Origin of the sequence: Sodalis sp. (in: enterobacteria) (assembly GCF_036327475.1) — a bacterium.
Classification (GTDB): domain Bacteria; phylum Pseudomonadota; class Gammaproteobacteria; order Enterobacterales; family Enterobacteriaceae.
Genome location: NZ_CP132913.1, coordinates 269408 through 283419, shown reverse-complemented (window position 1 = coordinate 283419; position 14012 = coordinate 269408). Strand labels below are relative to the sequence as shown.

Genomic DNA, 14012 nt, shown 5'->3' with positions numbered 1-14012 from the left:
TACTCGTTTTGCTCCAGTGCTGACCACAATCGACCAACCTTACGGTTTGAAAGGCGTTCAGTACGCAGTTTATCTGCTTGCGTAGTGCCTCTCAGGGTGGTTTGTTGCGCAAAATGGCTCTTCCATTTGGGTTCTGTTTAAAGGACGAGTAGCCATTACCCTGAGCATAACAGGGCTCATCGGCCGCATCAGAAAAAATTTTCCGGAGGGGCGGGTGCGCATGCCGCTTGTTTACGCGAGGTATCGCTATCGGTTACCATCGACCGCTCTTATGACACTTAACGAAAGCCAACCCCACCATGACCCAAGTCACGAAAAAAATATTGGTAACCTGTGCGTTACCGTACGCCAATGGTTCTATCCATCTTGGCCATATGCTTGAGCATATACAGGCGGATATCTGGGTCCGTTATCAGAGAATGCGCGGCCATCAAGTTTATTTTATCTGTGCCGATGACGCTCACGGCACGCCGATCATGCTAAAGGCGCAACAATTGGGTATGGCGCCGGAAGAGATGATTAATGAAATTAATCTAGCGCATCAGGCGGATTTTGCCGGCTTCAGCATCAGCTATGACAACTATCATTCGACCCACAGTGAGGAGAATCGCCAATTGTCGACGCTGATTTATCAGCGGCTGAAAGAAAGCGGTTATATTAAGTCGCGGACTATTTCCCAGTTGTTCGATCCCGAAAAAGCCATGTTCCTGCCAGATCGTTTTGTGAAAGGCAGTTGTCCTCAATGCCATTCGCCCGATCAGTATGGCGACAATTGCGATGTCTGTGGTACCATCTACAACCCTACGGATCTCATCAATCCAAAATCGGCAGTGTCGGGTGCAACGCCGGTGATGCGGGAATCGGAACACTTTTTCTTCGATTTGCCCGCCTTTAGCGACATGCAGCGCGCCTGGACACGCTCTGGCGCGCTGCAAGAGCAGGTGGCCAATAAGATGCAGGAATGGTTTGAGTCAGGGTTGCAACAATGGGACATTTCCCGTGACGCGCCCTATTTTGGCTTTGAAGTCCCGGATGCGCCCGGCAAATATTTTTATGTCTGGCTGGATGCGCCCATCGGCTATATGGGCGCATTCAAAAATCTTTGCCAAAAGCGTAGCGATCTTTGCTTTGACGAGTTCTGGGAGGTCAATTCCCAAACTGATCTTTACCATTTCATCGGCAAGGATATTGTCTATTTCCACAGCCTGTTCTGGCCGGCCATACTGGAAGGCAGTCAGTTTCGCAAGCCGACCAGTTTATTTGTCCACGGCCATGTCACTGTCAACGGCACCAAGATGTCTAAATCCCGCGGCACGCTTATCAAGGCCAGCACCTATCTGGCGCACCTGGATGCTGACTGCCTGCGTTATTACTATGCCACCAAACTGTCGTCGCGCATAGAAGATATTGACCTGAATCTGGGAGACTTTGTTCAGCGGGTCAATGCCGACATTGTGAATAAAGTGGTCAACCTGGCTTCACGTAACGCCGGCTTTATCAATAAACGTTTTGACGGTCAGTTGGCATCCACGGTGGCCGATCCAGTGCTGTATGCCACCTTTGTCAATGCCGCGACGTCGATTGGTGAAGCATTTAACAGTCGTGAAACCAGCCGCGCCATTCGCGAAATCATGGCGCTAGCTGATTTAGCTAATCGCTATGTAGACGAACAAGCGCCATGGATAGTGGCGAAACACGCGGGCCGTGAAGCAGAACTGCAGGCTATCTGTTCAATGGGGATCCAACTGTTTCGAGTACTGATGACTTATTTGAAACCGGCACTCCCCGCGCTGGCAGCGCGGACAGAAGCTTTCCTCGTTTCACTGCTTAGCTGGGATACGGTATCCACACCGCTGGTGTCCCACCGCATCAATCCGTTCAAGGCGCTGTTTAGCCGAATCGAACTGGCGCAAGTAGAGGCTATTATCGAGGCGTCGCACCAGGAAGCGGCTGCGGCCGCTTCGCCAACAGCAGAGCCGAAAATCGCGCAAATCGAATCCCCCCATCGCCGCCACAATTACGTTTGATAATTTTGTCAAAGTGGGGATATGCGCGTAGCGCTGATTAACCACGCCGAACACGTGGAAGATCCCGATAAGCTGCTGAAGCTCACGCTTGAGCTTGACGGTTCAGCCGTCAAATGTTCTCCGGCATCCGCGCCGATTACCCCGATCCTCAAGCGCTAGAGGCGTGCTAACTCGGGCGGCGGTGGTCTTCGCCGCCGCTCGGGCATTTCCTTGCAGTCAATCGCTCATTGTTTTCACCGCCATCTCTCGCGCGTTCATTTCCGAGTTCTTATTCCTGCCAGCCGCTGTTCAGTTTACCGGAAAGTTGTTATTCTGAATGCCAATAGAAAATAATCATGGATGTGTGTTGTCATGAAAAGATCTCCATCGCCTATAAAAGCGCTTCCTGGCTGTGTTCCTCTCGCATCAGCACGACATAACGTCCGAACAGACGGAACTGGTGGTGATGAGTCTTATGCCGTCGGTGCAATAAGCAACAGCTCGCTCTGCGCGCCATGACAAGCTTTGCGGTCAGCTTTTTTATTACCATTCACCGTGTCAGTCATGTTGCTTATCGTTTTGATGGGTATGATTAGCTTTACCTATTTGCTGTTTAGCCTAACCCTCTAGGCTATGCTCAGAGGGGCTGCCGATGAACGAGCGCACTAAGGCGTTCCCCTCTAACCATACACTAGTCAGTGTCGGTTGGCTATCGGACCACCGCTGAAGTAGCTGTGGTCAACACACAACCACCCTTTATTGGCCAGCATATTGAGTCTGTTGGCCACCTTACTATTGGGAAGGCAAGGATGGTTTCGGGCCGCCGGTGGCGCACAGTGACGACCAGCGGACCCACGGAGCGCTAGACACCTAATTTCCGTCAAACCCTAACCATTTACGCCAGGATCGGCGGCTCATCTGGTTTACCCTTGACAGTACCTTTTATAGCATAGTGGGCAGTCAGTTCACCAGCTGTATTTCCCAATGCCTGATGATTGCCTTCAATCCCGATTTTTCCTATAAAGTCGTATGGGATCATTTTGCCGCACAACACGATCATTGTCGTGACATTGCAATACCTGGTAAGTCACCACATGACGCGCACCGCGCTCAGCGGTGTTTTTCTACTATTCCTGGCGGAATTATTTTCGCACAGCGCATATTGCCACTTTTGTGCTAGCTGTTGCCGTATTTTCTTTGGGAAAACTTATCATTTCCGCAGAATACATGTTTGTCGATTTTATCGCCCCGCTACACCTTAAAGGCAGTTATTATGGCATGCAAGTAGTCTGAGTGCTGCCGTCAACCCGTTATTGACCGGGCTGTTATTAACCCATACGCCGCCAGTGATTATCTTCGGTGTTGATGTTGGCAACGCAGTTAAGCCTAGGGCTGTTTTGCCGGGGCATCGTCTGGCGTAGCACCGCCCAGCTGAAGGCGCAACGGCGAGATTCTCTGCATCGTCGTCGAGATATCAAGTGGGTCTGGCGTCAGTGATACGACCGCTTTCACGAGCGACACTACCGACGTCGGCGCCGCCAGCCGCGCGTTCGGCACAGGTCTTACACTGTCATCGCGTGGTCATTATCGCTATCCAGCCAGCCAGAAATACTCCTGGAGCACGATGAAGCCGAATCATCATAGGCTAAATCATTATGGGCTAAACAACTTCCATCACACATCACTGATCCAAACGGCCTCTTTACAGTTTTGGATTACGTTCATCATTTGGTTTGAACCTTCACTGCAACGCAGATTAAACCCAAGACCTTATTTGGCATTCATTATTGATCAAAAGCATGGCGAGAATTGAATTATCTTTCTTTGCGCTTTTAACTCGGTCAATAAAGTAGTTATGGCTTAGCGTACTAACAACGATTGTCGTTATTGTTATTCATTCAATCAATGATGATATTGTGATTACTCCTTATCGATCCACGTGTTTGGTTTCGACTTTATTTCTCCGTTTTTCGTTCCCGCTGAGCGAGGTTCCCGCTTACTGCGGCCATGGAGAGACGTTCATTCCCGGCGTGTTACACGTCAACTAACGCTACTCCTTTTCGGACGACAAATCGTACTTACTGTTCCAAGCCTTGGCCAATACCCCGTTATTTTACCGCTGCAAATTATTTCTTTAGCACAGGCGATATATGTCTCCTATGTCTCCATCGCCGAGCGCGTGGTATCGCTATGGCGATAATGGAAGGGCTTGCGCTGACCTCCAATCACTAGCGTGCAGCCAACAATCCGCTGGCGATACTTGCCAGTTATCTCAAATACGTCTGGGATAATCTGTTAACTCGCTTATTCGATGCGGAACAACACTAGGAGAATCTGGATCCGACTTTTCTGGCACTTGCCTATCTGGTCGTAGCACTGGATTCGCACTTATCGTCCACGCCGTCTCTGCCTAAGCGTCTCTGACTGTAATTACCTCTCTGTGTAAGTCAGATTTTCGCCAAAGCACAGGTTTATTGGTCGTTGCTGGGCAATATCGCCCCACCCTCAAAGGAAATCAATTGGCACGTCGAACCCTATAGGGCGCAACTGACTTTCGTTGCAAAGAGCAATGCCCGCGCTGATCTTAGACAACGGCGTGAAATGAACCGCCGGGATGGCCTCTGACGTAGCCGTCACAAAGGAGAAATTGCCCAATCTAGCTGCCCGCCAGTGAGCGCCTCCCGCACGGTGATGTGCCCCGTCGGACACCATAAATACGCTGCTAGCGGTGGCCGTGGGTACGGCCATTCAACCCCGCGGAGTTGGCCGCAAAATGCTGCTGGCGAGTGTGTCCTTATCCGCCGCGTGCGTTCGCGCCGAACGCGGCATCACCTCAAGCTATAACGAGACCGATACCCCCCGGGAGGCTGGCGCCCCTCTCCCGCTGCGCTGCAGTCGTTTACCGACGACACCACTATCGCGTATCGCGCCAGCGTGTATTAGACACGCAACTAATTGATTAGACTATCCGTCGTACCGCGTACAACTCACCTATACTGGCATCGTTGAAGTCCACAAAGTGCCGTTATTGGCGGAATTCATCGGCGCTTACGTTACCCGGAATTTTTCCGTATTTTCACCCCTCATAATGGAATCGCTGGCCAAAGAGAAAGAAATGAAAGAGGACCCATTGCTCTGAGCCGTTTTTCAGAGCCTATATCATAAATTATTGTTTAAAATCAATAAAATTAATAGCACTGACGTCGCGTTAACGTACGAGATAAGACGGCATCTTCATTCAACTGCACGACCTCTCTTCTCGCCATGCGCCGTGATTTGGAAAAGGAAACTACGTTAGCAAATAGCGACCCGTTTCACAGTATTTTGTGAGATTATTCGTTTGGTGCGATGAAACGATCTAATCTTCAGGATAATTATCAAGAATAATTAGGGCGTGTTATTCCTGAGACGTTAAAGTGCGAATTGTAGGTTACCTACAACGGTCCAGAACAATGTTGATCCCTCCTCCAACTCGGAGGAGGGATCAACATTCTAACAGAACAAATCCTTATGCAAAATTTCACGACGAATATGGTGCCATGCCAACTGCATGAGCAGGAACAAGATCGCGAACTCTTTTGTGGCCAGACTCACCGATTTGCCGTCACGGTGACTCATGGTTGGTTAAAGCCAACGAAAGCGTGTCAACCCTGATAACGTTGGAGCTTACGCCATGATCGCGGCAAATAATAGCTTGGGCGAGAGCAACAAGCAATTCACTTGACGCAAAAGTTTAATGAGATAATCATCTGCGCCAAAATCCAGGCTGCGTACCCGCTCATCAATCTCATCGCGTGCGATTAGTATCAATACCGGTACGTCATTCCCCATCGGCGAAATTTTTCTACCGGGATCATCTAATCGCCGTCCGGCAAACCTACATCGAGAATAATCAGGCTATACGACGTGGCGCCTAATAGCGACTCGATTTGACGCAAGTCGGTGGTGCGCTCACGGGCGACACTCCTGCTCCAGCACCTGCCGCAACGGCGCGCCGCCTGTCAATTGCGTTAAATAACGCCATACGCTCTCCGTGGTCCCCTGACGAAAATGTCTTAACCACAGGGCGGTACCGTCATATTCACCAGCCAAGCGCGGCCAGAATCCATACAACAGGGCGACACAGCCAAACACCTGAAACAGTGCACTAAACTGTATCTGCGACAGAAAGCCGCACCAGTGATGATCCCAGCCCAATTGCCACTTGTCTACCACCGCTGTCAGATTAATAATCAGACTCATGAGGATAACCCACAGCGCCATTCGTCGATAATGCGTGGCGCGCCGTAGCCATCCAACCAACCGTTACGCATTAGCACCGCGCCAATCAAGCATTGCACCGACCAACTGATAGCCATTTGTGACGCCATTGCCAGAAGACTGCCGTGCAGCGGGTTGATCCGCTCACGCCAGGCTCCCGGGTCGCGACGGTTTGCCAGAATGTTCATAGACACGGTTAGCAATACCGTGTAGCCAGAGCGGCCAGAAGCTGAGAGCTCAGCGATGGCTGAAAAACCATCAGTACATCAGTAACACGACCCCCAATAGATACAGTACAATACCGGTGTCGATCACATTTCGCTTAGCGCCTGGCGAATCAGTCCAAAACACAGTGGCCCTACCCAGGCCGTAATCCGAAGGAGACCAAACAATTAACCAGAATAGCCGCGCACGGATCCAGCGCGTGCCGTGCAGAAACAACAGCACCAACCCACCACCAAACAAGAGGGCAAACAAGGTGAGGAATTCCCCCGAGTTACCATATCTAAGATGGCCCAGGTTCAAGTTTCGCCGTGAGAGTAATACTGCCCGGCATAAGCGGAGTTGAGGTAAGCCGCTTCGGCAGCCATAAAGGCGGTGATGTTCATCAGCAGGATGCCCAAAATGGCAATCCCGCACGCAATCCAGCATCGCGATGCGCTGCCGCACGGTTAATCTCTTCTGCCATACGCCGCCAGCGACATCGTAATTGAGGGTTAACAACAGATTAACCGTTATGATGCGTGACAGCACGCAAAAATTCCTGTCTGGTATTTTGACTGGATTTAAATAGTCCGCCAAGCGATGTGGTAGTGGTGGTGCTGGTAGTGTCGCGAATTCCCCGCGCTTTGACGCAATAATGCACGGCGTCAATGGAGACCGCCACGTTATTGGTGCCGAGCAGTGTTTGCAGCGCTTGAAGGATTTGCTGCGTCAGCCGCTCCTGCACCTGCGGCCGTTGGGCGAAGAACTGCACGATACGATTGATTTTCGACAGCCCAATGACGCAGTGTTTGGGAATATACGAGACCGTCGCTTTGCCGTCGATAATCACGAAGTGATGCTCACAGGTGCTGGTCAGTATAATATCACGCACCGTGACCATTTCATCCACTTTCATCTTGTTTTCGATTACCGTGATTTTGGGGAAATTGGCGTAATCCAGGCCGGCGAACACCTCATCTACATACATCTTGGCGATGCGATGCGGCGTTTCCGCCAGGCTATCATCGGTCAAGTCGAGGTTAAACAGCGTCATAATGGCCGTCATGTGCTCGGCGATAAGACGTTTACGCACTTCGTTGTCCAGAACCTCGCTCCGCAGCGGTGTTTCGAGTCCTCTGGCCAGTAAAGCTTCGCGCACCTGCGAGGCCTCTCTTGTCAGCATTACCATATTTATTCTTCTCCAGGAGGCAATTCGCTCCCGCGGGGTTTACCACGGAATGGGCAACACTCTAGTCGAGTGCGCGGGGATAATCCAGTGAATGTGTTTCATAATAGCTGAATCTGAACAACTGAGTCTGCTATTATTGGCGCCACACCAATATGCTGGAAACGACCAACGCTCGCATCGATGTCAGCAATGCCGGTTCAAGGCGCCTGGTCAATCAGGTGGATACAGCGGACAGCTAATGAAGCCACTGATACCTGGCAAGCTAAAATTATCAGCAAGACCCCCGAGACCTAGCCGCCCACAACATCAGCGCCAGGTGGCGGCCGGCGGACAACCGGTGTCGGATGAGGTGCCGAGTGCGCGCCGGCGGCGCTAGCGGCGTCAAATACCAGCTATAATTGGCCAAAGGCGCTGCTGGGAAAGCGCTGTGCCGCCATCTGCAAGAGGCGCTCCTTCCGGTGGAAGGAAGGGGAAGCACCGGGCGCGAGCGGCGGGCCATCGAGCCATCGCACTGCTGGTTTACCTACTGGCTCTCCCTTTTCCGCGCCACGCTCCCAGCACTGCCGATCAAAGTCCATATTGACGCCGAATAGGTAGCGTCCACTGTCCAGTACGCGACCATAGGTGATATAAATCCATGCGCTTGTCCAGCAGGTATACGCCTCCGCCTGTAGTTGCAGCTATTGCATCACCCACCTGGCGATATTAGGAGTGGCTTGTCAATTCAGTGTGGCGTTAATCATATGTTTTTAACGGCTGACCGCTGAATTCGCCTCTCTGCTGTTCGGTTTCTATAGTTAGCGCCGCCAGTGGCGCAGGCGCCGGGGCCGTGCCACTGGGATTGGTGCAACTGCATACTTCGGTGATTTTATTGCGGTAATCGGTATTCAACACCGTGACGCCGGCATTTAAATAGCTGTGGTTATTTCATGACAGCGCGATTTCCTAATTGAAGCTTTTCCCGGTTTCAGATTTCACCGTTGCTCTGTCCCCATTCCACCACAGCCTGACGCAACTCCGGCGATCGGTAACCGCCAGAGACGCCGCCTTTCAGCGTCCATGTTTCGGTCACCAGGCGCCATACAGCCAAGGCGTCCAGTGGCTACCGTAATTTTCGTCACGATTGATGTGCAAGCCGATGGTTAGGGCAAAGTCCTGGGTCGTCAGCTATGCATCCTTCAGCGGACAGCGCCAAGCTCCAGCAGTTCAATTCCCGGTCAGAGGCCTTAGGGTTTCGGACGAAATTGCGCGCCGGCTCTGAGGGCATGATTGGAAAATAGAACGCATTATAGATATTCAGCGGAGTGTTATCCATTTCCATTTTCCGAGGCGGATCGCGGGTTTCCTTCCGCTGCAATAACTGGTGGTCATACCGCCATCATTGTTACCGTAATGCGTGAGTGCCTAGTTGTTGAGCGCATAGCACGCATCGCTAAACTTGTTGGCGTCGTCCGGTGTCAGTGTAAAGGTGACGCCACCACTTTCATACGCTGGCCATTGTACCCTTCGATAATGTGATCCTCGTCACGGCGCTAGTTGACCGGTAAGCGTGATCCCCATCAAACCATCAATCAGCGGCCAAGGCAGTACAAAGATTGGATTGGCAAATGTCTCCGTGGTATTATTGCCATAATACCTCGCTACGCACGGAGGTTTGCTAGGACTTGCCGACCTTACTGATGATGATATTAATCACCCTGCCAAAATGAGGACATCAGACAATCATCGCCAACAGGAACAGCCAGCCTTGTTCAATACCGGGACATCTCTATTGGGGCGTGTGCCGCAGATGTCGACGCGTTTGTCGTCCATCAGGACAGCGTGTACTTGGCGCCCACACCGCCAGAGACATCCCTCTAGGCTGCGCCGGCCAGCGATAAGGTCTCCATCGACAGTAGCATGGAGCGGGACGTGGCTCTGTTACGCATAACAAAACTTTCTTACGGTGTTACCACCTTGCCTTAATTGCATGAACTATTTGTAAGAAAACACTTTTATATAAAAATAATTTTATCATAACTATTTGCTTTAATGGAAAGCGGTTGCGCCTAGTGATTTTGCGGCGCGTTTAGCGATTGCGCGATTGGTGTAAAACGCGACGGATCCACGACACCATAGCGCTTACGCTTAAAAGTCTCTGGCGGTAGTGGAGGGAAGTACAGTTTGCCAGATAAAGGGGGCAAGCACCGTAAAGGGAGGTGCCGAGCCTCAACGCCAGCGCGATAGGCGATAGTACTCTCAAAAACAACACGCCGTTATAACGGGCCTTTGGCGCCATCGCCTTACTGCAAAGGAAAGACGGCGGAGTAAAACCGTAATAGATGTAAGTCCAGATCAGTGGATTGACCAAATCGTCCATCAACACCTGCGGCCGCCATTGTGAACGACGTTCGATACGCCCTACACGTTGTGGCAAGGCTGGCGGGAGAATCACCCGTCAGGCGCACCATCCGCCAACAAGCGGCCATTACGCAGCATCAGTGCATGCTGACCGTGGCGCAGCGCGATATTGATATCACGAACCACCATCAGAGTGACCATATTCCGCCGCTGGGTTTCGCTACCGATAAGCGACATAACATTAATTGATGGTTCGTCGAGCAACAACGGCGCTGGCTGGCGTATCAGCGATTGCGCCAATCCCACAAATTGCTTCTGGTCGCCATAAAGCTTTCAGATAGTGGAGAGCTAAATGCGCGATGCCCAATCGTGCCAGCAAGGCCATGACCTCGTGTTCATCAGATTGGTAGGCACGGCCGCCGGAGGCGTGCTGCACCACATGACCGATTCCAGCACTTACAAATGGACGCCGGCGAGCAGGCTTTGAGGCAGATACACCACCTTCGGTCGCGAGCCGAATTCAACCGCCTAGTGATCGCAGCAGTGTGGATTTATCGCAGCCGTTAGACCCTAAAGCACGCTGACTTAATCGCGCGGCGAGCAGGAAGCATCGAGATGGTCGACACCCGACGTTTCGGATAACCGGCACAAAGCCGGCGATACGCAGTCTCGTGATCACACATTCTACTGGTGGCGCAATAATGATAAGTAAAAGAAGGCACCCCGCAGCGAGATCATGATACTGACGGGAATCAGCGTGTCCGACACGATATTTTTAGATGCTACTTGACGTCATCGGCAAAACCAGCACTACCAGTAGCACGCTGGCGAGGCAGATAAAAGCGGTGATCTTCACCGAACATCAGTCGTGCAATATGGGGCGCCGCCAGTCCGATAAAACCGATGGACACGACGAACGCCACCGCCAGCGCTGACAGGATGCTGATGACGAGCTAAAAGTAAAGGGGCAGGCGAGAGGATTATTGAGGATAGTCTGCATTTCCGCGCCGGCCAGTCCCAGTGGCAGGCCTCAGCAATCGCCATCAACGCATACGGCAGATGGATATCCAAGATGATCACCCGCGCACCACCGCCCACCAACTGAAGATGAAGCAGCGTTTTCAATAAGACATTTGGCCCAGCCAGACGGGCCCAAGATGAAGTCACCAGCATGCAAGCGCATTACCGCTACCAGCGCTTTCAGCAGTAGGCGCCGGCGAAAAAGATGCCGATACTGCCCTATCATGGCGGTTTGCGAAATGTTTTACACCGCTGACATCGATTCGGAGATTATACACATCGCTCTATCTGAAAGGCTGATTTAGCTGTCGTGTCGGCGCGGGCCGCTATTAGCGGCGTCAGGGCAAATGTCGGATACAACGCACACCGTCTCGCAGCTGGAAAGGCGCGAGGTCAGGATGGGGCGGTGGCCATTAGACGTTAACGATAAGGCAAATGATAAACTTTATAAAAAATATTAAGCCTTTACCGGATAGCGGTAGCGCCGCGGCGCAACTCACATCCAGACCGTGCTGACAGCGCGCAATTACTGGTTGTCTCAGCTATCGAAAAATGTCATGTCTTCATAACGAACCAGCCGACTGCTACTGCGCCAACGGCAGCCCAACCAAATAAGCGGAAACAGCGGGATACCGATATAAGTCGAGATAAATCCATTATAATCAATGGATTGTACCAAAGTGCCTGATAGTTTTTCCCAAGCATAATCAGCAGATACAAAATAAACGCTAGCGCCGGCCCCTAGTGGAAACACCTCAAACCCGCCGAGACTGCTCATCAGGAATACACCATCAAATAAATGCATACGAAAGCAGCGTGCACCCGGCCCAGACAGGGATATGGTTGCGAAGATAACAAAGAGGCCGGTGCCGATGATAATGTCGCCGATGGCGATCATGCTCAAATAGCGCGCCTTCAATTTGCAGCACAGGCCGCAAAAGCGGTTATATTGTGTAGCGTTTGACGGGTCTCTGCAAAAATCGAGGCGGGATTGTGGAAAATAATCCCAGCTGCTCACCAACTAATTGAATTATAAGACATATTGATAATGTACGCTTAATTATAAGCGTCATATGACAAATTCGGCGTTTTTACACAGCTGCACCGCGCCGTTGCAGTTGATTATCGCTATAAAGGAGACATGGCTCACCTTTTACCCCATCTGGGTAAAGAGGCGGTAGCGGGCATCAGTGCCGGCGGTGTGCCGACAATAGTCGATAAACCGCTGCAGGGTATTGGAAGAAGTGTTCCTATCGATGGCACACCACATACAACGTGCGATAAAGCAGCGACGCCAGGGTCCGAGCGCCAGTGCCTCTGCCACCATCGGCGCGACAGGCAGCCAATACTCAATCCGTGACGTACCGCATATCGCGGGTGCTAGCGCCACGTGATCGGGTGGTTTGAGACGGCAAACACCAGTTCGTTGTTGCGCCGGACGGGCCACCGGACCTGGGCGGTAGCTTGGTCCTTCAATCAGCCGCATATCGACGTGGAAATCCGCAACGGTGTTTATTACCTCCCGGCTATTGCCCGCTTGCAATAACAGCGGCATGTCTGGCACCGCGCGCGAGTAATTGGCAATCAATTAAAATATAATTATCGATGGTACTGCTGGCAAACAGCCGTAACGCGTCATTGCCATGGGAGAACAGTACGCTTGTCTCTCCCACCTGCTCCAGCAGCGCAACGGCGCGTGGATAAGCAATTGCCATGCTAATTGGGCACTAGCCGTTTGCCCATGCGGTCAAACAATTTTACTTTTAACTGCTGTTTCGATCAGCGCCACACTCATCGCCGACTGCGACAACGATAATATCTGTGAGGCCTAGGTGGTCTAGATGGCGCAGGGTAATATGGCCATAGCTTTAGTCAGCAAACATTTTACAAATTAACGAGATAACAAACCATAATCATTTCTTTCCTCTCTTCATCACTTTAATTGGGGAGCCTAGCCAGGATGAGCGAAAACAAGTTTATCGGCGCGCATGTTAGCGCAGCAGGAGGTGTCGATCGGGCAGTGGCGCGCGCCCACGACCTGAATGCGACAGCGTTCGCACTTTTCACTAAAAACCAGCGGCAATGGAAAGCGGCGACGCTGACCACCGAGACTATCAATAATTTCCGCGACGCCTGCGAGCACTATGGCTATGCTTCCTGCCAGATCCTCCCCCATGACAGCTACCTGATTAATCTCGGCCATCCAACGCGCGAAGGGCTTGAAAAATCGCGCGAAGCCTTCATCGATGAAATGAAGCGCTGTGAGCAGCTGGGACTCAGCCTGCTTAATTTCCATCCCGGTAGCCATTTGCACCAGATTGCGGAAGATGAATGTCTCACGCTCATCGCCAATTCTATTAATCTAGCACTGGAGCAAACCCAAGGAGTTACCGCCGTCATAGAAAACACCGCCGGCCAGGGTAGCAACTTGGGCTTTCGTTTTGAGCAACTGGCGACGATTATCGATCGCGTCGACGATAAAAACCGTGTCGGCGTCTGCATCGATACCTGCCACGCCTTTGCCGCCGGTTATGATCTGCGCACGACCTCGGCCTGCGCCGACACCTTTAAGGCGTTCGCCGATATCGTTGGCTTTCACTATTTGCGCGGGATGCACCTTAACGATGCCAAAACCGACCGCGGTATCCGTGTCGATCGCCACCACAGCCTCGGCCTGGGCAAAATAGGAAAAACCGCCTTTTCTTGGATCATGGCCGATAAACGCTTTGACGGCATTCCGATGATTCTGGAAACGGTGGATGCGAATATCTGGAAGCAGGAAATCGCCTGGCTGAAAGCATTGAGCACCGACGGCAACACTGCCGCAACACCGGTTGAAAGCTAAGCGCCAAGAAGTGGCTGGCGGGATAATCTTGAGGCCGTAATGCGTCCTATCACGCCACGCAGTTAGGAGGTTTTAAGCGTCACTGTCTTCGCTGGCGAAGATGCGCTGGCAGGCGGAGGGTCAACGCCCTTCGCCCGGTGCGTCAGGA

Annotated in this window: 11 protein-coding genes and 3 pseudogenes; 2 read left to right on the top strand and 12 right to left on the bottom strand. The window is 51.9% G+C overall.

What is annotated here, in order from left to right:
• Positions 1-299: 299 nt before the first annotated feature.
• Positions 300-2185: pseudogene (metG, locus tag GPOALKHO_RS01560) on the top strand (methionine--tRNA ligase); the annotation flags it as partial.
• A gap of 716 nt (positions 2186-2901) precedes the next feature.
• On the opposite strand, the gene GPOALKHO_RS01555 reads toward metG, so the two are convergent.
• The 12 genes and pseudogenes from GPOALKHO_RS01555 to GPOALKHO_RS01500 all read right to left on the bottom strand — a co-directional run bounded on the left by GPOALKHO_RS01555 (position 2902) and on the right by GPOALKHO_RS01500 (position 12734).
• Positions 2902-3060, bottom strand: coding sequence for a hypothetical protein (locus tag GPOALKHO_RS01555; RefSeq protein WP_406702675.1), 159 nt, complete (start codon positions 3058-3060; stop codon positions 2902-2904).
• Positions 3061-5498: 2438 nt separating this feature from the next.
• Positions 5499-5624, bottom strand: a complete 126-nt coding sequence (locus GPOALKHO_RS01550; protein ID WP_406702673.1) for a hypothetical protein — start codon at positions 5622-5624, stop codon at positions 5499-5501.
• Between the two features lie 48 nt (positions 5625-5672).
• Positions 5673-5837 (bottom strand): hypothetical protein, encoded by a 165-nt coding sequence (locus tag GPOALKHO_RS01545; protein WP_406702671.1) that lies wholly within the window; start codon positions 5835-5837, stop codon positions 5673-5675.
• A gap of 120 nt (positions 5838-5957) precedes the next feature.
• The gene (locus tag GPOALKHO_RS01540; RefSeq protein ID WP_406702670.1) at positions 5958-6248 is read right to left on the bottom strand and encodes a hypothetical protein; all 291 of its coding nucleotides are present in this window, start codon (positions 6246-6248) and stop codon (positions 5958-5960) included.
• The gene (locus tag GPOALKHO_RS01535) at positions 6245-6460 is read right to left on the bottom strand and encodes a hypothetical protein (RefSeq protein WP_406702669.1); all 216 of its coding nucleotides are present in this window, start codon (positions 6458-6460) and stop codon (positions 6245-6247) included. The genes GPOALKHO_RS01540 and GPOALKHO_RS01535 overlap by 4 nt, the downstream gene beginning before the upstream one ends.
• A 64-nt stretch (positions 6461-6524) precedes the next feature.
• Positions 6525-7019, bottom strand: a complete 495-nt coding sequence (locus tag GPOALKHO_RS01530; RefSeq protein WP_406702668.1) for a hypothetical protein — start codon at positions 7017-7019, stop codon at positions 6525-6527.
• Positions 6994-7659: a GTP cyclohydrolase I FolE gene (folE, locus tag GPOALKHO_RS01525; protein WP_406702667.1), complete on the bottom strand. Its 666-nt coding sequence runs from the start codon at positions 7657-7659 to the stop codon at positions 6994-6996. Before folE ends, GPOALKHO_RS01530 begins: the two co-directional genes overlap by 26 nt.
• Before the next feature lie 2344 nt (positions 7660-10003).
• A pseudogene (locus tag GPOALKHO_RS01520) lies at positions 10004-10682 on the bottom strand (ATP-binding cassette domain-containing protein); the annotation flags it as partial.
• A 1-nt stretch (position 10683) separates the two neighbouring features.
• Positions 10684-11245 (bottom strand): annotated as a pseudogene (locus tag GPOALKHO_RS01515) (iron chelate uptake ABC transporter family permease subunit).
• A gap of 312 nt (positions 11246-11557) precedes the next feature.
• Positions 11558-11938, bottom strand: coding sequence for a hypothetical protein (locus GPOALKHO_RS01510; RefSeq protein ID WP_406702666.1), 381 nt, complete (start codon positions 11936-11938; stop codon positions 11558-11560).
• 234 nt (positions 11939-12172) lie between these two features.
• Positions 12173-12574, bottom strand: coding sequence for a hypothetical protein (locus GPOALKHO_RS01505; protein ID WP_406702664.1), 402 nt, complete (start codon positions 12572-12574; stop codon positions 12173-12175).
• A complete protein-coding gene (locus tag GPOALKHO_RS01500; protein WP_406702663.1) occupies positions 12546-12734 on the bottom strand; it encodes a hypothetical protein in 189 nt (62 codons plus the stop codon). Before GPOALKHO_RS01500 ends, GPOALKHO_RS01505 begins: the two co-directional genes overlap by 29 nt.
• Positions 12735-12979: 245 nt before the next feature.
• On the opposite strand from GPOALKHO_RS01500, the gene nfo reads away from it, so the two are divergent.
• A complete protein-coding gene (nfo, locus tag GPOALKHO_RS01495; RefSeq protein ID WP_406702661.1) occupies positions 12980-13864 on the top strand; it encodes a deoxyribonuclease IV in 885 nt (294 codons plus the stop codon).
• The last annotated feature ends 148 nt before the right edge of the window (positions 13865-14012 follow it).